A 24,311-nucleotide genomic window follows, 5' to 3' on the forward strand; every position below is an offset into this window, starting at 1 on the left:
GCGCGCCCCGGGGGGCGGGGGTGGTCCCGCCTTGCGGGCATCCCCCCCCCCGGGGCCCCCCCCCCCCCCGCCCGCCCCCCCCCCCGCCCGCCCCCCCGGGGGGGGGGGGGCGGGGGGTGCCCCGCGCCGCGCCGTGCGCCGGATATTCTGGGAGCAGCCCGCCCCGTAGACCGACTTTGCCGGTCCTTTACTATGGGTGGATCATCACTCTCCGTACGAAAGGTGTGAGCGTCCGTCCATGGACGAGCCTCCCAGTAGCAGACATCGTGTATCTCTTCCGCCCCTGTCCGGCCGTGGGACGGAGGTGACCCGGTGACCGAAGTGCTTCTGCTGATCGTGGCCCTGCTGCTCTCGCTCGCCTGTGGTGTCTTCGTCGCGGCCGAGTTCTCCCTCACCACCGTCGAGCGCAGTGATCTCGAAAGCGCCGTCGCGCGGGGTGAGCGCGGGGCGGCGAGCGCCCTCAAGGCCGTGCGCGGGCTGACCTTCCAGCTCTCCGGCGCACAGCTGGGCATCACCGTGACCAATCTGATCGTCGGCATGCTCTCCGAGCCGTCGATCTCGAAGCTGATCCGCGGCCCGGTCGAGGATCTCGGGCTCTCCCCCTCGGTGGCCTCGTCGGTCGCCCTGGTCCTCGGCACCGCGCTCTCCACGGTGGTGCTGATGGTCGTCGGCGAGCTGGTCCCCAAGAACTGGGCGATCTCCTCCCCGCTGGCCGTGGCCAAGGTCGTGGCCCCGGCGCAGCGGCTCTTCACCGCCGCGTTCAAACCGCTGATCAGCCATCTCAACAACACCGCCAACCGCATTCTGCGGCGGCTCGGCATGGAGCCGACCGAGGAGCTGGCCTCCGCCCGCAGCCCCCAGGAGCTGGTGGCGCTCGCGCGTCACTCGGCGAAGGAGGGCTCGCTGGAGGCGGACACCGCCGAGCTGTTCGTCCGCACTCTGAGCCTGTCCGAGCTGACGGCCGAGAATGTGATGACGCCACGTGTGCAGGTGACCGCGCTGGAGGTGCAGGCCACCGCCGAGGACGTGGCCAACGCGACCCGGGCGACCGGGCTCTCCCGCTTCCCCGTGTACCGGGGCAGTCTGGACACCGTCGTCGGCATCGCGCACATCAAGGACGTACTGGCGGTGCCCGCGGAGCTGCGGCCCCGCCGGAGCGTCGCCGATGTGCTGCGCGAGCCGCTGCTGGTGCCGGAGACCCTGACCGTGGACCGGCTGCTGGACCGGCTCGGCGGCCGTTCCACGATGGCCGTGGTCATCGACGAGTACGGCGGTACGGCCGGAGTGGTGACGATGGAGGACATCGTCGAGGAGGTCGTCGGCGAGGTGCGCGACGAGCACGATCCGCACGAGACGCCCGATCTGGCCCCGGCCGGTGAGGACGCCGACGGCCGCTCGCTCTGGTCGGCCGACGGCGCCGCCCGCACCGACCAGCTGGAGCAGGTCGGTCTGAAGGTGCCCGAGGGTCCGTACGAGACGCTCGCCGGGCTGGTCGCCACCGAGCTGGGCCGGATCCCGGCCGAGGGCGACCGGATCGAACTGGAGGGCTGGCGGCTCGATGTCGTCGACGCCACCGGGCGACGGGCCGCGCGGGTGCTGATGCACGCGCCGGGCGCCGGCGCCGAGGTCTCCGCCGGATCGGCCGGGTCCGCGGGCTCCGCCGGGTCGGCCGGAACTGTCGGCTCCGTCGGCTCCGGGTCGAAGGAGGCCGGACGATGATCGCGATTCAGCTGTTCATCGGCTTTCTGACCCTGGTGGTCAACGCCTTCTTCGTGGGCGCGGAGTTCGCCCTGATCTCCGTGCGCCGCAGCCAGATCGAACCGCAGGCGGAGGCCGGGAACCGGCGCGCCCGCAGTGTGCTGTGGGGGCTGGAGCATGTGTCGGCGCTGCTGGCGGCGGCACAGCTCGGCATCACGCTGTGCACCTTGATCCTGGGCATCGTGGCCGAGCCCGCCATCGCGCATCTGCTGGAGCCGGTGTTCCACTCGCTCGGGGTGCCCGACGGCGCGATCCATCCGATCTCGTTCGTCATCGCCCTGTCGCTGGCGACGTATCTGCACATGCTCCTCGGCGAGATGGTGCCGAAGAACATCGCGCTGGCCGAGCCGACGCGTACCGCGCTGCTGCTCGGTCCGCCGCTGGTGGCCGTGGCGCGCGGACTGCGTCCGGTGATCTTCACGATCAACGCCTTCGCCAATACGCTGCTGCGGCTGCTGAAGGTCGATGCCAAGGACGAGGTCGCGGCCACGTACTCGGACGACGAGCTGGCGCGGATGGTGGCGGACGCGGGCGACGCGGGGCTGCTGGACGACCGTTCGGCGGAGCGGCTGCGCGACGCGCTGGAGCTGGGCCGCCGTCCGGTGCGCGATGTGCTGATGCCGGTCGAGCAGGTGGTGTACGCACGGGTCGGGACGACTCCGGAGCAGCTGGAGCTGCTGTCGGCGGAGTCCGGGTTCTCGCGTTTCCCCGTGGTCGACGCGGGCCGCAGCATCCTCGGCTATCTCCATGTCAAGGACGCGCTGGACGCCGCTCCGCGTGACGAGGCCTTCCCGGTGACGGCCATGCGTCCGATCGCCCGGGTGCGGGCGGTGACTCCGCTGGACGACGTGCTGACCGCGATGCGCCGCAGCCGTACCCATCTGGCGGCGGTGCTGGACGAGGACGGTACGCCGGAGGGGCTGGTCACCATGGAGGACGTGCTGCGGGAGCTGGTCGGCAGGCGCGACTGACCTTCCGTACACGCGCGCACGCGCACGGCCCGGGTTCCGTCTCTTCTCGACGGGGCCCGGGCCGTTCCCCGTCTCCCCCTCCTCCCCCGATGTCTCCCCCTCCTCCCCCGATGCCTCCGCGGCCGCTTCCCCGGGGGTGTTTCTACCGGGCGGTAGGATCGTGGGCGCCATGGAGATGAGTGCCAACTACACCAGCTTTGTCGCGGTCGGTGATTCGTTCACCGAGGGCATGTCCGATCTGCTGCCCGACGGCTCCTACCGGGGCTGGGCGGATCTGCTCGCGGCCCGCCTCGCGGCGCGTGCGCCGGGGTTCCGGTACGCCAATCTCGCGGTGCGCGGAAAGCTCATCGGGCAGATCGTCCAGGAGCAGGTCCCGGCCGCGGCGGGGATGCGCGCGGATCTGGTGACGCTGGTGGGCGGCCTCAATGACGCGCTGCGGCCGTCGTGCGACATGGGCAGGGTGCGCGGGCTGCTGGAGGAGGCCGTGGCGACGCTGGCTCCTTCCTGCCGACAGCTGGTGCTGATGCGCAGCCCGGGGCGCGAGGGACCGGTCCTCGCGCGGTTCCGGCCCCGGATGGAGGAGCTGTTCGCCGCGGTCGACGCGGTCGCGGCGGAGCACGGCGCGCTGGTGGTGGATCTGTACGGGTCCGGGGCGCTCGGCGATCCCCGGCTGTGGGACCCGGACCGGCTGCATCTGACGGCGGAGGGCCATCGCAGGGTCGCCGAGGCGGTCTGGCAGACGCTGGGGCTCGCGGCGGAGGACGACTGGCGGACTCCGCTGCCGCCGGCTCTGCCGGTGCGGTGGGCCGCGCGGCGGGCGGAGGATCTGCGGTTCGCCCGGCGTCATCTGGGCCCCTGGGTGGGGCGGCGGCTGACGGGCCGCTCCTCCGGGGACGGGCTCCCGGCGAAACGGCCGGAGCTGCTGCCGTACGAGCCTCCTCGGGAGCCGGGCGGGCCGTCGCACCGGCCGGTGTCGGGGGCGGGCGGACCGTCACTGCCCGGGCCGGGCGACCCGCCTCGGGAGCCGCCGTACGAGCCGCCGGCCTCCCCCGGCGGCCTCTCGTAGCAACGTACAACCGCGACCGGGGCACTGGCCTGCAGAAACCGCCAGTAGAATCTGGCCGTGTGACTGCTGTGTCTGCGAAGCCTCGCATCCCCAATGTTCTGGCCGGCCGCTATGCCTCCGTGGAGCTGGCCGCCCTCTGGTCTCCCGAGCAGAAGGTGAGACTGGAGCGCCGGCTCTGGCTCGCGGTTCTGCGCGCACAGAAGGATCTCGGCATCGAGGTCCCCGAAGCGGCGATCGCCGACTACGAGCGGGTGCTCGACCAGGTCGACCTGGCGTCGATCGCCGAGCGCGAGAAGATCACCCGCCACGATGTGAAGGCGCGGATCGAGGAGTTCAACGCGCTCGCGGGTCATGAGCAGATCCACAAGGGCATGACCTCCCGCGATCTGACCGAGAATGTGGAGCAGCTGCAGATCCGGCTCTCCCTGGAGCTGGTGCGCGACCGCACGGTCGCGGTGCTGGCCCGGCTCGGCAGGCTCTCCGCCGAGTACGCCGAGCTGGTGATGGCCGGGCGTTCGCACAATGTGGCCGCGCAGGCCACGACGCTCGGGAAGCGGTTCGCGACCGCCGCCGACGAGCTGCTGGTCGCCCACGGGCGGCTGGAGGATCTGCTGGGCCGCTATCCGCTGCGCGGGATCAAGGGCCCGGTCGGCACCGCCCAGGACATGCTGGACCTGCTGGGCGGCGACGAGGCGAATCTCGCGGAGCTGGAGCGGCGCATCGCCGGGCATCTGGGCTTCGCCGAGGCGTTCACCTCGGTCGGCCAGGTCTATCCGCGCTCGCTCGACTACGACGTGGTCACCGCGCTGGTGCAGCTGGCGGCCGCCCCCTCCTCCATCGCCAAGACGATCCGGCTGATGGCCGGGCACGAGCTGGTGACCGAAGGTTTCAAGCCGGGCCAGGTCGGCTCCTCGGCGATGCCGCACAAGATGAACACGCGCTCCTGCGAGCGGGTGAACGGTCTGATGGTCATTCTGCGCGGCTACGCCTCGATGACGGGCGAGCTGGCGGGCGACCAGTGGAACGAGGGCGACGTGTCCTGTTCGGTGGTGCGCCGGGTGGCGCTGCCGGACGCGTTCTTCGCCCTGGACGGGCTTCTGGAGACGTTCCTGACGGTGCTGGACGAGTTCGGCGCGTTTCCCGCGGTGATCGCCCGGGAGCTGGACCGCTATCTGCCGTTCCTCGCCACGACCAAGGTCTTGATGGGCGCGGTGCGGGCCGGGGTGGGCCGTGAGGAGGCGCACGAGGCGATCAAGGAGAACGCGGTGGCCGCCGCGCTGGCCATGCGCGAGCAGGGCGCGGAGCGCAATGAGCTGCTGGCGAAGCTGGCCTCGGACGAGCGCATTCCGCTGGACCGGGAGCAGCTGGACGCCCTGATGGCGGACAAGCTCTCGTTCACGGGTGCGGCGGCGGCCCAGGTCGCGGCGGTGGTCTCCCGTATCGAGGAGATCGTCAAGCGGAATCCGGCGGCGGCCGGCTACACCCCGGGGTCGATCCTCTGACCCCCGAGGAGCTGGAGGCCGCCCGCGACCGCCTCGTCGGCGATGTGGTCGCGGACGGTCTCCAGGTGCTCTTCTGCGGCATCAATCCCGGGCTGATGTCGGCGGCGACCGGCCATCACTTCGCCCGCCCGGGCAATCGTTTCTGGCCGGTTCTGCATCGTTCGGGTTTCACCCCGAGGCTGCTGCGGCCGGCGGAGCAGGGGGAGCTGCCCGCGTACGGTCTGGGGATCACCAATGTGGTGGCCCGGGCGACCGCGCGCGCCGACGAGCTGGACGACGAGGAGCTGCGCGAGGGCGGACGGCTGCTGCGCGCGAAGGTGAGGCGGCTGGAACCGCGGTGGCTGGCGGTCGTCGGGATCACGGCGTACCGGACGGCGTTCGGTGAGCGCGGGGCCCGGATCGGGCCGCAGGAGACCACGGTGGGCGATACGCGGGTGTGGGCGCTGCCCAACCCGAGCGGTCTGAACGCGCACTGGACGGTCGAGTCGATGGCCGAGGAGTTCGCCCGGCTACGGGCGGCGTCGTCCGCTTAGCGGCGCGGCGGCCGGCCCCGTCCGCCGCGCTTCGCGCCTCCCGGCGGGCCCGGCGGCGACGCCGGGCGGATCGGGGGCGCGGTGGCGTTGCACCGGGTGCACCGGCCGTGCACCGCACAGAGCCAGCGAGTACGATCCGGCAGACACACAAGCCCGATCTGCACGAGTGAGGGCTGGAAGGACACATGGTGGGGCGGCTGACCGGCGGGGATCCGTCGCTGCTGCGGCGGATCAACTCCGCGGTGGTACTCCATGCGCTGCGGGGGGCGGGCTCTCCGACGCTCACGGATCTGACCCGGCTGACGGGACTGTCCCGGCCGACGGTCGAGGGCGTGATCGAGGGGCTCGTCGAGGCCGGGCTGGTCAGTGAGTCGGTGCCCGAGGAGGGCGCGACCCGCCGCCAGGGCCGTCCGGCGCGGCGCTTCCGGTTCCGCGTCGAGGCGGGCCATCTGCTGGGTGTGGAGATAGGCCCGCACCGGGTCGCCGCTCTGGTGTCCGGTCTGGACGGGCGGATCATCGGCGCGGGGTCCCGTGAGGTGTCGGAGACGGCGTCGGCCGACGACCGGCTGGAGCGGGTGCGGCTGGTGATCGCGGACGTGCTGCGGCGGACCGGTGTCTCCCGGACCAATCTGCGCGCGGTCGGGGTCGGCACTCCGGGGATCGTGGAGGCGGACGGGACGGTGCGGCTGGGGACGGCGCTGCCGGGCTGGACCGGGCTGCCGCTGGGTCAGCGGCTCCAGCGTTCGTTCCGCTGTCCGGTGCTGGTGGAGAACGACGCCAACGCGGCGGCGGTCGCCGAGCACTGGAAGGGCTCGGCGATGGGCTCCGACGACATCGTCTTCGTTCTGGCGGGGCTGAGTCCGGGGGCGGGTTCGCTGATCGGCGGCCGGCTGCACCGGGGGTTCGGCGGCGCCGCGGGGGAGATCGGGGCGCTGCATCTGCTGGGGCGGGAGGTGACCCCGGAGAAGCTGCTGTCGACGACGGGCGAGCCGCTGCATCCGCTGGACGAGCAGGCGGTGGCGAATGTCTTCACGCTGGCCAAACACGGGGACGCCCGCGCCCAGGCGGCGGTGGAGCGGTTCATTCAGCGGCTGGTGAACGATGTGGCGGCGCTGGTGCTGGCACTCGACCCGGAGCTGGTGGTGTTCGGCGGCTGGGCCGCCGGGCTGGACGGGATGCTCGATCCGCTGCGGGACGAGCTGGCGCGGTACTGCCTGCGGCCGCCGCGGGTGGCGCTCTCGCTGCTGCGGGAGGCGGCCGTCTCGACGGGCGCGCTGCGGCTGGCGCTCGACCATGTCGAGGAGGAGCTGTTCGCGGTGGAGGGCACGGTGACGGCCCGCCGCTGAGAGCGTGTGCTCGCTGCGACGGGCCGTGTCGGTCGGTCGTCCGCTCCGAAGGCGCTCCGACGGCGCTCTGCCGGGGGCGTTCGAGCCTGTTCGGCGGCGCGGGACGCTCCGGGCGGACGGGTCTGCTCAGGGGCCGGTGGCCCGAGGGCCGGTGTGCTCAGGGGCCGGTGGCCCGACGACGTCGGAGGGCCGGTGTGTTCAGGGGCCGGCGGCCCGAGGACCCTGGTGTGCTCAGGACGCGCGCCGTTCCTCGCTGTGGTGGCTTATCTGCACATCTCCGGAGTCCCCGAAGGTGAGCCGGCAGGTGTCGGCCCGGTAGGTCGCCACGGTTACAGCGGCGGTCCTGCCCCGGGAGAAGTATCGGGTGGTGACGACCAGCACGGGCGCGCCCGGCAGCCGGTCGAGTTCCCTGGCGTCGTCGGCACGGGCGGAGCCCAGCTCGACCGCGCGGTCCTGGCCGTCCAGGTCGAGCCTCTGGAGCTCGCGGAGGACGGCGCGGGCGCGGGCGGGTCCGGGGGGCGCGTCTATGGCCGACAGCTCGGGCACCGAGGAGGCCGGGACATAGAGCTGCTCGGCCGCGACCGGCTGCCCGTGGGTGACGCGCAGTCTGCGCAGGGTGTACGTCTCCTCTTCGGTCGAGATTCCCAGTGACCGGGCCACCGCGGGCGGTGGGACGGTCTTGGAGCAGTCGAAGGACTGCCAGGCGTCCTGGGCGGAGCCGGGCCAGGCGTGCTGGGTGGTGGACACGTCCACTCCCATGCGCGGCGGGGCGACGGTCGTGCCGACGCCGCGGCGCCGCTGGAGCCGCCCTTCGAGTTCGAGTTGTTCGAGTGCTTGGCGCAGGGTCGCTCGGGCGACTCCGAACCGCGCGGCGAGGTCACGCTCGTTCGGCAGGATCTCTCCCACCGCGAAGTCCGAGTCGAGCGCTTCTCCGATCACCGTCTTGAGGTGCCAGTATTTCGGCTCCGGCACAGATTCCAGCTGCGTGGTCCCCACCCTGATCCTCCGCATTCGCCGTGTCAGCGGCGGCTTTTCCGCGCCCTTGTTTATTAAAGGTTCCTGCACTATCTCTGCCGACCATAGGACGGCGCGGCACCTTGGTCAAGACCAATCCTGCGTTTATCACCCGTCGAAGTCGACGGAATGAGACAACCGTTCACGGGCTGTTAGCACTGCTCGCACCCCAGCTAAACGCGCGCGGGGGCCTACCCCATGACTTTTCGGACAAGGCCTCTGATGTGCGCAGAAGAGATGCGCCTGGGGTCACATGAAAGTCACCCCGGAGAGTTTGTCTGGATTGCGCATGACATAGACGCACTGGACGCGTCCGTCGGCGATCTCCAGCTGAACGACGGTGTCCGGCTTCCCGCCGGAGAGGACGAGCAGCGCGGGCGCGCCGTTCACCTCGAGGAACCGGTACTCCGCGTCCGGGACCGCTTCCTTCGCGACCGCGATGACGAAACGTCCGACCTTGTCGGCGCTCCACAGGGTCCGCAGCGGGGCCTTGGCCTTGCCGCCGCTGTCGCCGACCAGCCGCGCGTCGGGCGCGAGCAGGGCGAGCAGGGCCCGGAGGTCGCCGCCGGACGCGGCGGCGAGGAAGCGCTCGGTCAGATCGCGACACTCGGCCGGGTCGACGTCGTAGCGGGGTTTGCGTTCGTCCACATGCCGGCGGGCGCGTCCCGCGAGCTGGCGGACGGCGGCCTCGGAGCGTTCCAGGGCGGCCGCGATCTCCCGGTAGGGGAATCCGAAGGCCTCTCTCAGGACGAACACCGCGCGCTCCGCGGGGGAGAGCGATTCCAGGACGACGAGGACGGCGAAGGAGACGGATTCGGCGAGAACTGCCCGTTCGGTCACGTCGGGGGTGGTATGCCCGATGTCCGTGGCGACCGGATCCGGCAGCCACGGGCCGATGTAGGACTCGTTCCGGGAGCGGATCTGCCGCAGCCGGTCGATGGCGAGACGGGTGGTGACCCGTACGAGATAGCCCCGGGGCTCGCCGACGTCCGCCCGGTCCCGGGCGGTCCAGCGCAGCCAGGCGTCCTGCACCACGTCCTCCGCGTCGGCCGCGCGGCCGAGCATGCGGTAAGCCACAGCGGCCAGAAGGGGCCGGTGCTCTTCGAAGACATCGGTCAGGGTCTCGGTCGCCACCCCTCCATCCCAACCGACCGGGCTCCCGGTGTCCAGGCGACCGGGGTGCGTCATATGTCTCCCGGCCGGAACTGACGGGTCGGGCCGGCAGCGGCGCGCGCACGCCCCTTGAAGTCGAACCTACTGAGCGGTAATTGTTACTGACAAGCCGTCTACCAGCTCCGAGCAGGGGCGACACGAGGGAGCAACAGGCATGGTCGCGGACATTTCGTTCTCCATCGACTCCCCGGCGGGCAATCGGAACTTGTCCGTCAGCTATGAACGATATGGCGTGGGCGAGCCATTGTTGCTGCTCCACGGCATAGGGCACCACTGGCAGGCATGGGAACCGGTGATCCGCATACTGGCGGCCGAACGGGATGTCATAGCCGTGGATCTGCCCGGTTTCGGTGTGTCCTCCCCACTCCCCGACGGAATGCGGTACGACCTGTCCTCCGTCGGCTCGGTCCTGGGCTCGCTCTGCGCCGCCCTGGGAATCGAGCGCCCGCACGTCGCGGGCAACTCCCTCGGCGGACTGCTCGCCCTGGAGCTGGGCCGCGCCGGTCTGGTGCGGTCCGTCACCGCCCTCTCCCCCGCCGGATTCTGGAACGAACGGGAACGGATCCTCGCCTTCGGGACGCTCAAGGCGATGCGGGCCGGAGCACGGTCGATACCGCTGCCGGTGATAGAGGGACTCGCCCGGACGGCGGCCGGGCGCGCGGCGCTGACCGGAACGATCTACGCCAGGCCCGGCCGCCGCTCATCGGAGTCCGTCGTCGCCGAGACCCTCGCGCTGCGCACGGCCGCCGGCTTCCACGAGACCCTCGCCGCCGGCCGCTCCGTCCTCTTCGGGGAGGACGTCCCCGATGTGCCGGTCACCATCGCCTGGGGCACCCGGGACCGGCTGCTCCTGCGCCGCCAGGGCATCCGGGCCAAGCGGGCCATCCCCGGGGCCCGGCTGATCCGGCTGCCCGGCTGCGGGCACGTGCCCATGAGCGACGATCCCGCGCTCGTCGCCCGGGTGCTGCTCGACGGCAGCAGCCGCTGACGCCGCCCGGACCCCGAAGAATCCGGACCGGCCCCCCAAGAACCCGGAGCGGCCCCCGAAGAAGCCGGAGCCGAGCGCCGCGCCCGCTCCCACCAGGACCCCGCCGGCCGCCTGGGCCGCTCCGAAGCTCCCCGCGCCCACCAGCGGCGCGGTGAGGGCGGCCGTGACGGGGATCAGCCCGGTGAAGAGGGTGGCGCGCTCGGTACCGATCCGCTGGATGCCCATGTACCAGGTCACAAAGCCGATGACGGTGACCACCGCCGCCTGCCAGAGCAGGGCCCACGCCTCCCCCTGCTCCGGCATCCGGACGAAGCCGGAACCGTCGAGGACCAGCCCGATGACGGCCGACTCGACCGCCGCGACACCGCAGACGCACGCGGTGAGCAGCCGGGGGCCGAGCGGCCGCAGCACCGGCGCGGCCAGCACGGCGAAGCCGACCTCGCCGAGCAGCGCGGCCGCCGACCAGAGGACGCCCGCCGTGTCGGCGCGGCCCCACCCCTGGACGGTGAACGCGCCGGCCGCGACGAGGAGCGCCCCGTACAGCACGGGCGGGGTGGGCCGGCGGCCGTCCGTGAGGGGGTCGAGGACGGCGACGATGACCGGGGCGCAGCCGACGAAGACGCCCGGAACAGCGGGTTCCGAGGTGCGTTCGGCGGCCAGGATCGCCAGGTTGAAGCCCACCATGCCGACGCCGGCGAGCAGGGCGATCCGCCCCCACTGACGTGCGGTCAGCGCGCGGACCGGCGCGATCGCCGCCCGGCCGCCGAGCAGCGGGAGGAGCAGGAGGAGGGCGAGCGCGTAGCGGACCGCCTGGCCGCCCGCGTACGGATAGTCCCCGAGGACGCTGTTGGCGGTGAAGGAGGCTCCGACGAGGCAGTAGGCGAAGGAGACGAGGAGCACCCCGCGCAGGGCGTCGGCGCCGCCGGGGTGGTTCGGACGGTTCATGGGGGTGACGCTAGGGATCGCGGCGGTCCCCTTTAAGGTCCACTTCCATGACGTCATCGGGGACCACTTCGGCGAGCGCGGGCTCGGGCTCTGGCTCGGACTCGGACTCGGGGGTGGGCTCGGGGGTGGGCTCGGGCTCCGGGGCGGGAGAGGCTCGGGATTCGTCCGGGGCGGAAGGGGACGCACGGGGGCCGGGCGGGGCGCGGGGGCGGGTCGGGCCGGCCTGGGAGCTGTTGACGCCGGCCGCCGCGGCCCCCGCGCGCGGACGGGGACGGGCGCTCCAGTCGGCGCTGCGCGAGGCCGTGCGCTCGGGCCGGCTGGCGGCGGGCACCCGGCTCCCCTCCAGCCGGGAACTCGCCGCCGACCTGGGCGTTTCGCGGGGGCTGGTGACCGAGGCGTACGAACAGCTGACGGCCGAGGGGTATCTGCGCAGCGACCGGGGCTCGGGCACCTGGGTCGGGGAGGCGGCGCGCGCCCGTCCCCGGGGGGCGCACGATCTCGCCCCGCGCCGGGCGGCCGGCGCGGTAGTGGACTTCCGCCCCGGGATCCCGGATCTGTCGCTCTTCCCCCGGGCCGGGTGGGCGGCCGCGCACAAGTCCGTGCTGGCGCGGCTGCCGCACCGGAAGCTCGGCTACCCCGACCCGCGCGGCCTGCCCGAGCTGCGTACCGCGCTGGCCTCGCTGCTGACCCGGCGGCGCGGCGCGGTGGCCGATCCGGAGTGCCTGGTGGTGTGCTCGGGGGTGGCCCAGGCGATGACGGTGCTCGGTTCGGTGCTGCGGGAGCGGGGGCTCGACGCCCTCGGGGTGGAGGATCCGGGCAGCCCCGAGCACGGGCCGCTGTTCCGGGCCGCCGGACTGACCGCGACCGCGCTGCCGCTGGACGGCGAGGGGCTGGCGATGGGGCCGCTGCGGCGCTCGGGCGTCACCGCCGTAACGACCACGCCCGCCCATCAGTTCCCCACCGGAATCGCCTACTCCGCGCGCCGCCGGACCGAGCTGCTCGACTGGGCGCGGTCGGTGGACGGTCTGATCGTGGAGGACGACTACGACGGCGACTTCCGCTACGACCGGACCCCGGTCGGCGCGCTCCAGGGCCTCGATCCGGAGCGGGTCGCCTACAGCGGCTCGGTGAGCAAGTCCCTCGCCCCCGGGCTGCGGCTCGGCTGGATGCTCGTGCCGGGCCGGCTGCTGGCGGCGGCCGTGGAGCGCAAGCGGACGATGGATCTGGGCAATCCCGCGCTCGACCAGGCCGTACTGGCCGACTTCATCGGCAGCGGCGGCTACGACCGTCAGCTGCGGCGCTGCCAGCGCGCCTACCGGGAGCGGCGCGACGTCCTGGTCCGCGCCCTCGCCGAGCACTTCCCCGGGTCGCGGGTGAGCGGAATCGCCGCCGGGCTGCACATCATCGCCCGGCTGCCCCCTCGGTACGGTCCCGAGGAGCGCTTCCTGCACCGGGCGGAGCGGGCCGGGATCGCGGTACGGCCGCTGTCGGCGCACGCCATGACGCCGGAACCGGAACCGGGGTTGACGGCGCCCGGCCACGAGGTGCGGCTGGTCCTGGGGTACGCGCATCTCACCCCGGCCGACATCGTGCGGGGCGTGTCGCTGCTGGCGCGGGAGACCGCCCGCTGACGCGACCACCTGTTCATCCCCCCGTTCCCTCCGCGTGGGAGGCTCGCCCCCGCGGGGTGCCAGGATTCCGGCACCCGGCACACCCGCGTTCGACCGCCCTGGAGGCCCGCCGATGCCGCCTGCCCCCCTCGGACCGTTCCCCGCCCGGCGCTCCCTGCTGCGCGGGGCGGCCGCCGTGCCCGCGGCCCTCGCGCTGCCCGCCGTGCCCGCCCTGGGCGGCGCGCCTGCGCAGGCCCGCTCCGGGCGTCCGCGGGCCGCCTGGGGGGTGCAGAGCGGTGAGGTGACGTCCTCGTCCGGGCTGGTGTGGGTGCGCTCGGACCGGCCCGCCAGGATGATCGTGGAGACCTCGGCCACGGAGTCCTTCCGGCGGCCGGAGCGCCGCGAGGGCCCGCTGCTGGGCCCCGGCACGGACTTCACCGGCACCACCGTGCTGAGCGGACTGCCCGCCGGGGAGACGGTCCACTACCGGGTGACGCTCGCCGATCCGGACGATCCCCGCCGTACCGGCGAACCGGTGGCCGGCGTCTTCCGGACCGCGCCCGCCGACTGCCGCCGGAACGTCCGCTTCCTCTGGTCGGGGGACATCGCCGGCCAGGGCTGGGGCATCAATCCGGACATCGGCGGCTACCGGGTCTACGAGGAGATGCGGCGGCTCGCCCCCGACTTCTTCCTGTGCAGCGGCGACTCGATCTACGCGGACGGGGTGATCGAGCCCCGGGTGACCCTCCCGGACGGCCGGATCTGGCGCAATGTCACCACCGAGGAGAAGTCGCGGGTCGCCCAGACCCTCCAGGACTTCCGGGGCAACTTCCGCTATAACCTGCTCGACGAGCACGCCCGCCGGTTCAACTCCGAGGTGCCGACGGTGGCGCAGTGGGACGACCACGAGGTGCGCAACAACTGGTATCCGGGGCAGATCCTGGACGATCCCCGCTACGCCGAGAAGAACGTGGACGTGCTGGCCGCGCGGGCGCTGCGCGCCTTCGGCGAGTACCTCCCCCACTCCTCGCCCCCGCGCGGCGGACGGATGCACCGGGTGGTCCGCCACGGCCCGCTGCTCGACGTGTTCGTCCTGGACATGCGCTCGTACCGGAACGCCAACTCCCCCGGCCGCCAGGTCCGCGACCGGCGGGGCATTCTCGGTCCCGAGCAGCTCGCCTGGCTGAAACGGCAGCTGACGCGCTCGCGCGCGGTGTGGAAGGTGCTCGCGGCGGACATGCCGCTGGGGCTGGTCGTGCCGGACGGCCGGACCGACTTCGAGGCGGTCGCCCAGGGCGATCCGGGCGCGCCGCTGGGCCGGGAGCTGCAACTCGCCGAGCTGCTGCGGTTCATCAAGCGGCAGCGGATCACCGGCACGCTCTGGCTGACCGCGGACGTGCACCACACCTCGGCGCAGCACTACGCGCCGGAGCGGGCGGCCTTCAAGGACTTCGCCCCGTTCTGGGAGTTCGTCTCCGGTCCGCTGGCGGCGGGCGGATTCCAGGCCTCGCCGCTGGACGCGACCTTCGGCCCCCGGCGCGTCTTCGTCCGCGCGCCGAAGCGGGCGAACGTGTCGCCGATGGAGTCCCCGCAGTACTTCGGCGAGGTCTCCGTGGACGGCGGGAGCGGGGAGCTGACGGTACGGCTGAGGGCGGAGGGCGGGACGGTGCTGTTCACCCGCGTCCTGCAGCCGGGACGGGTGGGGCAGTAGGGGGTACGGGGGCGGTTGGGCGCGGTGGTTCGTACGAGGGCGGTTCGGCGCGGTGGTCCGTACGAGGGCGGGGGCGGGGCCGGTTCCGTGGAGGCTCGGGGCGGGTTCGCGAGGGGCGGTGACAGCGGACCCGGGGCGGTTCGCGGGGCGTGGCGCAAGGTCGCCAACTTCGGCTGAAGCCGCAGGTGGAGAGGGTTCGGCGCGGGTCCGGGAGGAGGGCTCACGGTCCGATTGTCAGTGGCGGGTCCTACGGTCCTTTCCATGACGCGATCCACGCAGGCGCTCGCCTACGCCCGCCCGTCCGCCCTGGAGTCCGGGGCGGACGGACGGCTCCTCGGCCTGGAGACCTCCGGCGGGCTCACCCCGGCCGGCGCCGAGGCCCATCCGACCTTCTTCTCCGGCTTTCTGACCTCTCCGCAGACGGCGGCCCGCGGGCTGCTCGCGGTGGCCGACGTCGCGGCCGCCCGCTATCTCGACCCGACCCCTCGCCCGCTGCTCGACCCGGTGGTGACGGGCAACGGCGACCGGCTGCGGTTCGAGTCCTTCTCCGGCTGCTGCGGGGTGTACGCGAGACTCGATGTGCTGCGCGACGGCCTGGACGGCGCGGAGACCGGACACGGCACCACCAATGTCGATGTCAACAACCCGCTGCGGGAGGCGCTCTCCCGGATGACCGGCGACAGCCCGCTCCATCTGCGGGTGGGCCCCGGTGAGCTGGCGGTCACCACGCTCGGCGGCTCGGTGGTGGAGAAGAAGGTGCCGCTGCCGGAGCGCTGGCTGCGGGGGTTCGCGGAGGCGCAGGTCGCCACCGCCGGATTCGATCTGCGGGCGGAGCTGTCGGCGGCGGAGGCGGTGCGCTTCCTGCGCTCGCTGCCTCGCTCGTCCTCCGGGCGCGCCTCCCGGGGGGTGGGATGGGTGATCCCTTCGGGGAAGACGCTGCGGCCCACCACCCGGCCGGTGCCGGGGGCGGTCTGTCTGCCGGGTCCCGAGCGGCTGGCCGCGCTCCAGCGGGTGCTGCGCGGGGCGACCGCGCTGCGGGTGTACGGACCGGCGGTGACGGACGGCGTGGCGGCCTCGGCCGCGTGGGAGGTGGTGCTGCCGGGGATGCGGCTCACGCTCACCCTCTCCCCCGACACGGCGCGGGGCTTCTCCGGCGAGGGCGGTGTGCTGGAGGCGCTGGCGACCGACGAGGCCGCGCAGGACGCCGAGCTGGTCTCGGTGCTGCTCGCCTGGGAGCCGCGGATCGACACCGCCGTTCTGGCGGCCCGCTCCGGGCTGTCGGTCCAGCGGGTCCGCGCCGCCCTGGTCCGGCTGGGCACGGCCGGCCGGGTGGGGTACGACGTGGCGGACGCGGCCTACTTCCACCGGGAGCTGCCCTACGACGCCGGCCGGGCGGAGCGGCACAATCCCCGGCTGGTCGACGCCCGGGGGCTGGTGGCGGCGGGCGCGGTGACGCTGGACGGGGAGTCGGCCTCGGTCGTCTCGGGCCCGCAGGTCTACCGGGTCCGGGAGACCGGCGGAGAGCTTCGCTGCACCTGTGTCTGGTGGTCCGAACACCAAGGCAGGCGAGGGCCGTGCAAACACGCGCTGGCGGTGCGCATGGTCCGCCGCGGAGCGGGCGCGGAGCAGTCGGCGGCGACCGTGGGAGGGACCCGGTGAAGGAGATTCTCGATCTCGTGAGCGAGGGCCGTGTGAGCGCGCTGCCCGCCCTTCTCGCGCCGCTGACCGCGGCCGAGCGCAAGGAGCTGCTGGCCCGGTTGAAGACGGTCCGCGCCGAGCTGCGCGGCTGGGACTGGAGCCGCTGGCGGGAGCGGGGTCTGACGGCGGCCGGCCTGCTGGTGGCGGGCGCGGCCTGTCAGACCGGGGCGGCGGCCGCCGCCGCCTGGATCGGCTCCCGCGATCTGCGCGTCTCCCACGCGCCGGGCTCCCGGCCGGTGCGGCGACCGCTTCTCACGGTGCTCGGCGGGAGGGACTCCGTGTGGCTCGCCGACGTCGTCGTCCGGCTCTCCGACCGGACCACCGCGGAGGACGACTTTCCGTTCATCGAGGAGCTGGCGGGGCTCGCCGGCTGCGCGGTGCCCGCCTCCGACGGCTGCGTCCGGGGCTGGGTCGCCGCGCGCACCCCGGCCCACAGCGCGAAGAAGCGGCTGCGGGACGATCCGCACGCGCCCGCCTTCGTGCCCCGGCTGTTCGAGCTGCCCTCCTTCGCCGCGCGCCTCGGCTGGTACGAGGACCCGGAGAATCCGGCCCACTGGCCCACGGCCCTCGCCGAACTGGCCGAGTCGGGGGTGGTGGAGCGGTCCGTGCTCGTCGACGGCTGCGTCTCCCGGCTGCTGCGCGGTGGACGGCCCAATGACATGGGCTTCCATCTGTCGGTCCTCACCCGTCTCGAACTCACTCCCGAGGAGCGGGAGGCGAGGATCCCCGACTGGGCCGGGATGGCCGCCGACGGGGGTTCGCAGGTCGCGGCGCACGCCCAGGGCGTGCTCGCCGGTCTGGCGGAGAGCGGCCGGCTGCCGGACCGGACGCTGGCCGAGATGACGGGCGCGATCCTGTTCCGCACCGAGAAGAAGCTGGTGCGGGCCCAGCTGACGCTGCTGGGCAAGGTGCTCCGGGGCAGGGCGAAGGACCCCGAGGCGCTGGCCGAGCTGCTGCCCGCGGTCGCGGAGGGCTTCGGCCACGAGGACACCGGCGTCCAGGAGCGGGCGCTGAAGCTGGTCCTGCGCCATCTGCCCGCCGTCGGCGCCGAGGTGCGCGAGGAGCTGGCGGCCGCCGCCGCCCTGCTGAGCCCGGCGCACCGGGCCTCGGCCGCCGGCGCCTTCGGGGAGCTGCTGCCCGCTGAGGAGCCGGAGCCCCACGAGGAGACGCTCCCCGCACCCCCCGCGCGCGTCCGGCTGGCCGTCGCGGCCGATTCGGTGGCGGAGCTGGTCGAGGAGGTGCTGGTGCTGACGCGCGGGTCCGGCCGGTCGTCCCCGATCGAGTACGAGCGGGTGCTGGCCGGTCTGGTCCGCATGGCCCACCGTGAGCGGGAGCCGCTGAAGGCAGCGCTGAGCGAGGCGATCTCCGGCGCGTGGTGGTACGACCACCCGTTCGAGGTGTACGACGGTCACCGCGCCGCCCATCGGATCGGCGTCGAGATCGTGCTCGCCATGCTGCTGGAGCGGGTGTACCCGAACACCGTCCGGAATGTGCTGGGCTCCCTGGGGTCGAAGGTCTCCTGTCCCCATGACGGGCTGCGGGAGATCACCGCCGCCCGGACCTGGGAGGCCGCCCTGCGGATCCACGCCGGGACGCTGCCGTTCCTGCTGGCCACGCCCAGCTGGACCACCGGGGCGCTGGACGCGGAGGTGCTCGTCGAACGGCTGCGGGAGTATCACCGGCTGGGGATCGAGCCGGGCGCGGCGGACTTCTCCCAGGCGCTGCTGCGGGTGGCGCGCGGCGAGGCGGCCGGACCCGGCGCCGAGTCCGTCGCCGAGCGGGCCGCCGCCGTGGGCACGCCGGAGGGCGACCGGCTCGCGGCCTGGCTCCGGGGGGACGGACCGGCGCTCACCGCGGTCTTGGCGCCGGCCGACGCGGAGTCCGGGACCGGCGGCACGGGGTCCGGGGCGGCGGCCGGGGAGGGCGCCGACGCCCTGCCGGAGGCGTTCGGGGGAGCGGTCGTCGAGCGGCGTGCGGTCCGGCTGCCGGGGAGCGCGCTGGAGGCCACCCGCCGGCTGGTGGACGGGGTGCGGCGCAAGCGGCTCAAGGTGCTGGAGGAGTTCCACCCCGCCTTCCGCTGGCTGGGGTGGGACTTGGAGAACCGGCCGTGCCACCGCTGGTCCTGCACGAGCTGGGACCCCCTGTGGTCGGGTGTGCTGCCGCACGACCGGGAGGGGATCGCCCACTGGATGACGCGCAACCTCTCGGAGTACGAGGAGTGGCACCTCGCCATCGCCGAGTGTCTCCCGGCGCTGGCCGAGGCGGAGAGCCCCGGCGGCCCTGCGGGCCCGGCGCTGCACCGGGCCCTCGCGGTCGGTCTGGGCTCCCGGAGGGCGAGCGCCCGGCTGGCCTCGGTGGACGCCCTGCTGGTGCTCGCCGCCCGGGGGCAGCTGGATCCCGCGCGGCTCGGCCGGGTGCTGGCCCACGCGGTCCAGCACGGCGATCTGAAGCCCAACCGGCTCGCGGACGCCACCCGGACGGCGGCGGTGACCGGCGCGTACGCGACGGTCTGGGCGATCCTCGCGCCGATGCTGCCCGAGCTGCTCCGGGCGAAGCCGCTCCCCCGGGCGCTGGGCGAGATCCTGGCGGTCGCCGCGGAGTGCGCCGAGCACTGCGCCCCGGCCGGGGACCCGCCGCCCGGTCTCGCCGAGCTGGCCGCGCGCGGCGGCTCCACCCAGTCGGCGGCGCAGGCGTCGCGCCTGCTGACGGCGTTGCGACGCGGAGCCGCCCGCTCCCCCGGAGAAACCGGCGAAATATGAGCATAGTGGAACAGAATTCCGCGTAACTCATCGGTCACAAGGCGTTCGTGATCACGCAACACGGCTCGGTCAGAGTGAGGCCATGAACGATGCGACGCTTACGAAGCAGACCCGCCGCCCCCACCCCTGGCGGCGGGACCTCGTCGAACTGGCGGCCGTCTTCACGGCGGTGGCGGTCGCCGACGTCGTCGCCCATCTGGTCGGGCGCGGACCCGACGGGCCGGCTCTGCTCGTCGTCTCCGCCGTGGCCCTGATCGCCACGGCCGTGTTCCACCTCTGGTGGGCACGGCGTCACAGCCATTCCCCGCCGGCCCACGCCGGGCCCGCCCCCGGCGGGGCCTCCCCGGCGGCCTCCGGAGCCGCCGGAGACGGTGGAGCCGCCGAGGACGGTGGAGCCCCCGGGGTCGGTGGACCGCCGGACGACGACGGGGAGCGGCCGCGCGCGACGACGCTCTGGCGGATGCGCACGACGGTACGGGACACCCCCGGGAGCCTCGCCGCGCTCTGCACCGCGCTCGCCGAGCTGGAGGTGGACATCCTGACCCTCCAGACCCACCCCCTGGCCTCGGGGACCGTGGACGAGTTCCTGCTCCGCGCGCCCGCGGCGCTCGCGCCCCGGCGGCTGACCGCCGGGGTGTCGGCGGCCGGGGGCAGCGGCACCTGGATCGAGCGCGCCGACGCCCACGACCTGGTCGACACCCCGACCCGGGTGCTGGGCCTCGCCGCCCGGACCGCGCTGGACGCGGCCGAGCTGCCGTTCGCCCTGCGGCAGTTGCTGGGGCGCTGCACCGTCCACGCCCGCCCGGCGGTCTCCCCTGCCGGCCGGTCCACCGGAGAGCTGCCGCCCGTCGAAGGGGTGCTGGAGGAGACGGTGATGCGCCTTCGTGATCCGCGCGGCGGCTCGTTCACCGTGGAGCGGCCCCATCTTCCGTTCACACCGACCGAGTTCGCCCGGGTGCGGGCGCTGCTGGAGCTGGACGACCGGCTGGGGCCCCGGGTGCCGCGCGGCCGGGACGTGCTCGCCCTCCCCGAGGGGGACGAGATCACCGTACGCCGGGCCGGCGAGGCCGATGTCGACGCGGCGGCGGCGCTGCACGACCGCTGCTCCGAGCGGACGCTGAGACAGCGTTACCACGGTCCGGTCGGCGACGCCCGGCGCTATCTCGACCATCTGCTGAGTCCGCGTTTCGGCCGGACGCTCGCCGCGCAGACGGCGTCCGGCCGGCTGATCGCCCTCGGCCATCTGCTCTGGGACGGGGACGAGACCGAGGTGGCGCTGATCGTCGAGGACGGCTGGCAGCGTCGCGGCATCGGCTCCGAGCTGCTGCGCCGGCTGGTCGCGCTCGCGGAGGAGGGCGGCAGCAGCCGGGTGTACGCGGTGACGCAGCCGTCCAACACCGGCATGGTGGCGGCGATGCGCGGCCTCGGTCTGCCGCTGGACTACCAGTCGGAGGAAGGCACCCTGGTCGTCACCGCGCAGCTGGAGGGGGCCGCGCTGAGCCCGCTCGCCGAGCGGCCCGTTCCCGACCGGCCGCTGACCGGTCCCTGACCACCGGCCGGCCGAGGGGGCGGCCGGCGGGGCGGCGATCCCCGACCGGCCCTCGGCCGGGGATCGGCAGGGGATCCGCCGGGGATCGGCCGGGGACGCCGGGCCCCGGAACGGCGGCCGCACGGGGCTTCCGCACCCCTGGGCCACGGCCGGCCGGGGGCTGAACGGCCGAACAGTCGGCCGCCCGGCGAAAAGGGCTGGGATCCGGCCAGTGAACGGGTATGTGACCTGGCCAAGGGCACACGGGCGATCAGACGATGGTGACGCGAAGCCCCCACTCGTATGAGGATGTGTGCATGTCAGTAACCCCCAGCAGCCCGCTGCCCCGCCAGGTCGCCGACGCCTATGTCGACGCCCTCATCGAACTCGATCCGACCGTCGGCACCTACCTGGGAGTCAGGGAGAGTTCCGGGCTCCTCCCCGACTATTCGCCCGTCGGGCAGGAGGAGCGGGCCGAACTCGCCCGCACGACCCTCGCCAGGCTCGACGAGGCCGAGCGGCTGCCCGGAGCCGGGAGCGACGCGGAGCGGCGCTGCGGCCGGCTGCTCCGCGAACGGCTGACCGCCGAGCTGGCCGTGCACGAGGCGGAGGAGGGGCTGCGCACCGTCAGCAATCTGCGCTCCCCAGTGCATGCCGTATACACAGTTTTCACGGTCACCCCCACCCGCACCGAGGAGGACTGGGCCGCCGTCGCCCAGCGGCTCCGGGCCGTGCCCGCCTCGCTGCGCGGCTACCGCGAATCCCTGGAACTGGGCCTGGAGCGGAAGCTCTTCGGCGGCCCCCGCGCCACCCGCACCAGCGTCGGGCAGATGACGGAGTGGCTGGGCACGGACCGGAGCTGGTTCGAGGAGTTCGTGGCGGAGGGCCCCGCCTCCCTGCGCGCCGAGCTGGACGCGGCGGCCCGTACCGCCACCGACGCGCTGGCCGCGCTGCGCGACTGGATGAGCGAGGTGTACGCGCCCGCCGTCGCGGACGCCCCGGACACCGTGGGCCGTGAGCGGTACGCCCGCTGGTCGCGCTATTTCAACGGCACCGATCTCGATCTGGACGAGGCGTACGCGTACGGCTGGTCGGAGTACCACCGGCTGCTCGCCGAGATGAAGACCGAGGCCGAGAAGATCCTGCCGGGCGCGGGCCCCTGGGAGGCGCTCGCCCATCTCGATGTGCACGGCCGCCATATCGAGGGCGTGGAGGAGGTGCGGAGCTGGCTCCAGGAGCTGATGGACGAGGCGATCCAGGCGCTGGACGGCACCCACTTCGAACTCGCGGAGCGGGTACGGAGAGTGGAGTCGCGGATCGCGCCCGCCGGCAGCGCGGCGGCGCCGTACTACACCAGCCCCTCGGAGGACTTCTCCCGGCCGGGGAGGACCTGGCTGCCGACGATGGGCGCCACCCGTTTCCCCGTGTACGACCTGGTCTCCACCTGGTACCACGAGGGTGTGCCGGGGCACCATCTCCAGCTGGCGCAGTGGGTGCACGTGGCCGACCGGCTCTCCCGCTACCAGGCCACGGTCGGCGGGGTGAGCGCCAATATGGAGGGCTGGGCCCTCTACGCCGAACGGCTCATGGACGAGCTGGGCTTCCTGCCCGACCCGGAGCGCAGGATCGGTTATCTGGACGCGCAGATGATGCGGGCCTGCCGGGTGATCGTGGACATCGGCATGCATCTGGAGCTGGAGATCCCGGCGGATTCGCCGTTCCGGCCCGGTGAGCGGTGGACTCCGGAGCTGGCCGAGGAGTTCTTCAACGACCACAGCGGCCGGCCCGCCGACTTCGTGGAGAGCGAGCTGACCCGCTATCTTTCGGTGCCCGGACAGGCCATCGGCTACAAGCTCGGCGAACGCGCCTGGCTGCTGGGCCGGGAGAACGCGCGCAAGGCGCGCGGCGACGCGTTCGACGCGAAGGCCTGGCACATGGCGGCGCTCTCCCAGGGCTCGCTGGGGCTGGACGATCTGGTGGACGAGCTGTCGAAGCTGTGACGGCCTCCGGGCGGGCTGGCCCGGCCTGACGCCGCGCCGACGGCCGCCCACAGCCCGACGCCCGACGCCCGAAAGCCCAACGCACGACGCCCGACGCCCGACGCCCGACGCCCGACGCCCGACGAGAGCCTCGGCGACCGCGGGCGGACCGGCACGCGTGCGTGCGGCACGGGTCCCTCCCGGGCACGGGTCGCCCCGGCCCGACGGGGAGCGGCACGGCCGGCGGCCTGTGGCCGGCGGCCCGTCCGGGCCGGGTCAGCGGCGGAAGCCGCCCTCGGAGTCGATCACCTGGCCGGTGATCCACTCCGCCTCGTCGGTGGCCAGCCAGGCGATCAGCCGGGCCGGGTCGTCCGGCAGGCCCCAGCGGCCCGCCGGGAACATCCCGGCGATCGCCCGGTGGTCGTCGCCGTGCATGTAGCCCGTGTCCACCGGGCCGGGGTTGACGGTGTTCACGGTCACCGCGAACTCGGCGAGCGCCGTGGACAGCGATCGGGTGACCGACGCCAGCGCCCCCTTCGCCAGTCCGTACGCCAGCTCCCCCGGCATCCCGCCGCCGAGGTCCTGGCCCGAGGTCATCATCATCACCCGGCCTCCCGGGGTGCGCGGCGGGAGTTCGGCGCGCAGCCGGGCGTACGCCTGGACGAGCAGCACCACCGCGCGGGCGTCCACGGCCCAGTGCGTGTCGAGCATGGCGGCGTCGATCTCGAACAGGGCGCCGTCCGAGCCGCTGACGGCGTGGTTGGCGACGAGGACGTCGATCCGTCCGCCGAGTGCCTCGGCGGCGGTGGCGATCAGCCGGGCGGGGGCGGCGGGGTCCGACAGATCGCCGGGCCCGTGGACGACCCGGGCCCCGGGATCCGCGAGCGCCTCGCGCACCCCGGCGGCCAGCGCCCCCGGCCCTTCGGGGTCCGCGCCCCAGGGCATTCCGGCGTCGTGCGGCACATGGTGGTGGAGATAGACGCTCGCGCCGTACGCGGCGAGCCGCCGGGCCACCGCGTAGCCGATGCCGTCGCGCCGGCTGGCCCCGGTGACCAGGGCGGTACGGCCGCGCAGCGGGAGCGGGTCGCGGCGCAGGGATTCGGGGCGGGGCGGGGTGGTCGTAGACATGGCAGCCCATCCTGCTGGACCCTCCGGGGCTTGTCACCCGGGTTTCGGCGCCCCGGGTTTCGCGCGGCGGCCGCCCGGCCGGGTCAGCATCCGCAGTCGGCGGCGGCGACGGGCGCGGTCAGCGGGTCGGCGGCGCGCTGTTCGCGGCCGTCCCGGGTCTCGTAGCCGAAGCCCTCCCGTACCCAGTACTCGAATCCGCCGAGCATCTCCTTGACGCGGAGGCCGAGTCGGGCGAGGGCGAGCGCGGCGCGGGCCGCGCCGTCGCAGCCGGGGCCCCAGCAGTGGACGACCACCGGGCGGGACGGGTCGAGCAGCCGGCCGGCCTGTTCGGGGATCGAGGCGGTCGGGAGGTGGATCGCGCCGGGGATGCGGCCCTGGTCCCAGGCGGCGGCGGACCGGCAGTCGAGCAGGGTGAAGCCCGGGTCGCCGCCCGCCGCCAGCGCGGCGGCGACGTCGGAGACATCGGTGTGGAGGGCGAGGCGGGCGGAGAAGTGGGCGACGGCGTCGGCGGGCGGGGCCGGCGGGACGCGGAGCACGGGGCTGACGGGGCTCGCGGTGATCGGTGCAGTGGTCATGGCTGAGAATCTATGGCCGGTGACCCA

General features: G+C 73.9%; 17 protein-coding genes and 1 pseudogene. 13 read left to right on the forward strand and 5 right to left on the reverse strand.

Annotation, left to right across the window (positions count from 1 at the left end):
- The first annotated feature begins 312 nt into the window (after nt 1-312).
- From ACF089_RS29425 to ACF089_RS29450, 6 genes are all read left to right on the forward strand, one after another.
- Nucleotides 313-1,719, forward strand: coding sequence for a hemolysin family protein (locus tag ACF089_RS29425; protein ID WP_392032965.1), 1,407 nt, complete (start codon nt 313-315; stop codon nt 1,717-1,719).
- Nucleotides 1,716-2,729 carry a hemolysin family protein gene (locus ACF089_RS29430; protein ID WP_392032968.1) on the forward strand — a complete coding sequence of 338 codons (1,014 nt, stop codon included), beginning with the start codon at nt 1,716-1,718 and terminating at the stop codon, nt 2,727-2,729. The genes ACF089_RS29425 and ACF089_RS29430 overlap by 4 nt, the downstream gene beginning before the upstream one ends.
- A gap of 169 nt (nt 2,730-2,898) precedes the next feature.
- Nucleotides 2,899-3,795: an SGNH/GDSL hydrolase family protein gene (locus ACF089_RS29435; protein ID WP_392032971.1), complete on the forward strand. Its 897-nt coding sequence runs from the start codon at nt 2,899-2,901 to the stop codon at nt 3,793-3,795.
- A gap of 68 nt (nt 3,796-3,863) precedes the next feature.
- On the forward strand, nt 3,864-5,297 hold the full coding sequence (gene purB, locus ACF089_RS29440; protein ID WP_392033206.1) for an adenylosuccinate lyase: 1,434 nt from the start codon (nt 3,864-3,866) through the stop codon (nt 5,295-5,297).
- A complete protein-coding gene (gene mug / locus ACF089_RS29445) occupies nt 5,294-5,830 on the forward strand; it encodes a G/U mismatch-specific DNA glycosylase (RefSeq protein ID WP_392033209.1) in 537 nt (178 codons plus the stop codon). The genes purB and mug overlap by 4 nt, the downstream gene beginning before the upstream one ends.
- Before the next feature lie 188 nt (nt 5,831-6,018).
- Nucleotides 6,019-7,176 carry an ROK family transcriptional regulator gene (locus ACF089_RS29450; RefSeq protein ID WP_392033212.1) on the forward strand — a complete coding sequence of 386 codons (1,158 nt, stop codon included), beginning with the start codon at nt 6,019-6,021 and terminating at the stop codon, nt 7,174-7,176.
- 231 nt (nt 7,177-7,407) lie between these two features.
- On the opposite strand, the gene ACF089_RS29455 is transcribed toward ACF089_RS29450, so the two are convergent.
- Both ACF089_RS29455 and ACF089_RS29460 read right to left on the reverse strand, forming a co-directional pair.
- On the reverse strand, nt 7,408-8,172 hold the full coding sequence (locus ACF089_RS29455) for a GntR family transcriptional regulator (protein ID WP_392032974.1): 765 nt from the start codon (nt 8,170-8,172) through the stop codon (nt 7,408-7,410).
- A 267-nt stretch (nt 8,173-8,439) separates the two neighbouring features.
- Complete coding sequence (locus tag ACF089_RS29460) at nt 8,440-9,324, reverse strand: RNA polymerase sigma-70 factor (RefSeq protein ID WP_392032977.1); 885 nt, start codon at nt 9,322-9,324, stop codon at nt 8,440-8,442.
- Nucleotides 9,325-9,517: 193 nt separating this feature from the next.
- Here ACF089_RS29460 and ACF089_RS29465 point away from each other — a divergent pair, with 193 nt between their 5' ends.
- Nucleotides 9,518-10,351 (forward strand): alpha/beta fold hydrolase, encoded by an 834-nt coding sequence (locus tag ACF089_RS29465; protein ID WP_392032980.1) that lies wholly within the window; start codon nt 9,518-9,520, stop codon nt 10,349-10,351.
- A gap of 132 nt (nt 10,352-10,483) precedes the next feature.
- Here the strand turns inward: ACF089_RS29465 and ACF089_RS29470 are convergent.
- Nucleotides 10,484-11,353 (reverse strand): annotated as a pseudogene (locus ACF089_RS29470) (DMT family transporter); the annotation flags it as partial.
- Between the two features lie 173 nt (nt 11,354-11,526).
- Between ACF089_RS29470 and ACF089_RS29475 the strand changes: the two are divergent.
- The 6 genes from ACF089_RS29475 to ACF089_RS29500 all read left to right on the forward strand — a co-directional run bounded on the left by ACF089_RS29475 (nt 11,527) and on the right by ACF089_RS29500 (nt 22,602).
- Nucleotides 11,527-12,927 (forward strand): PLP-dependent aminotransferase family protein, encoded by a 1,401-nt coding sequence (locus tag ACF089_RS29475; protein WP_392033214.1) that lies wholly within the window; start codon nt 11,527-11,529, stop codon nt 12,925-12,927.
- Nucleotides 12,928-13,039: 112 nt separating this feature from the next.
- Nucleotides 13,040-14,617: an alkaline phosphatase D family protein gene (locus ACF089_RS29480; protein ID WP_392032983.1), complete on the forward strand. Its 1,578-nt coding sequence runs from the start codon at nt 13,040-13,042 to the stop codon at nt 14,615-14,617.
- 261 nt (nt 14,618-14,878) lie between these two features.
- Nucleotides 14,879-16,276, forward strand: a complete 1,398-nt coding sequence (locus ACF089_RS29485; RefSeq protein WP_392032986.1) for an SWIM zinc finger family protein — start codon at nt 14,879-14,881, stop codon at nt 16,274-16,276.
- On the forward strand, nt 16,273-19,074 hold the full coding sequence (locus ACF089_RS29490; protein WP_392032989.1) for a DUF6493 family protein: 2,802 nt from the start codon (nt 16,273-16,275) through the stop codon (nt 19,072-19,074). Before ACF089_RS29485 ends, ACF089_RS29490 begins: the two co-directional genes overlap by 4 nt.
- A gap of 82 nt (nt 19,075-19,156) precedes the next feature.
- Nucleotides 19,157-20,623 carry a GNAT family N-acetyltransferase gene (locus tag ACF089_RS29495; protein WP_392032992.1) on the forward strand — a complete coding sequence of 489 codons (1,467 nt, stop codon included), beginning with the start codon at nt 19,157-19,159 and terminating at the stop codon, nt 20,621-20,623.
- A 296-nt stretch (nt 20,624-20,919) separates the two neighbouring features.
- The gene (locus tag ACF089_RS29500) at nt 20,920-22,602 is read left to right on the forward strand and encodes a DUF885 domain-containing protein (RefSeq protein ID WP_392032995.1); all 1,683 of its coding nucleotides are present in this window, start codon (nt 20,920-20,922) and stop codon (nt 22,600-22,602) included.
- A gap of 255 nt (nt 22,603-22,857) precedes the next feature.
- Here the strand turns inward: ACF089_RS29500 and ACF089_RS29505 are convergent, their stop codons facing one another.
- Both ACF089_RS29505 and ACF089_RS29510 read right to left on the reverse strand, forming a co-directional pair.
- On the reverse strand, nt 22,858-23,709 hold the full coding sequence (locus ACF089_RS29505) for an SDR family oxidoreductase (protein WP_392032998.1): 852 nt from the start codon (nt 23,707-23,709) through the stop codon (nt 22,858-22,860).
- Nucleotides 23,710-23,792: 83 nt separating this feature from the next.
- Complete coding sequence (locus tag ACF089_RS29510) at nt 23,793-24,284, reverse strand: rhodanese-like domain-containing protein (RefSeq protein WP_392033001.1); 492 nt, start codon at nt 24,282-24,284, stop codon at nt 23,793-23,795.
- Nucleotides 24,285-24,311: the final 27 nt, after the last annotated feature.

Source organism: Streptomyces sp. NPDC014894 (assembly GCF_043080985.1).
GTDB lineage: Bacteria > Actinomycetota > Actinomycetes > Streptomycetales > Streptomycetaceae > Streptomyces.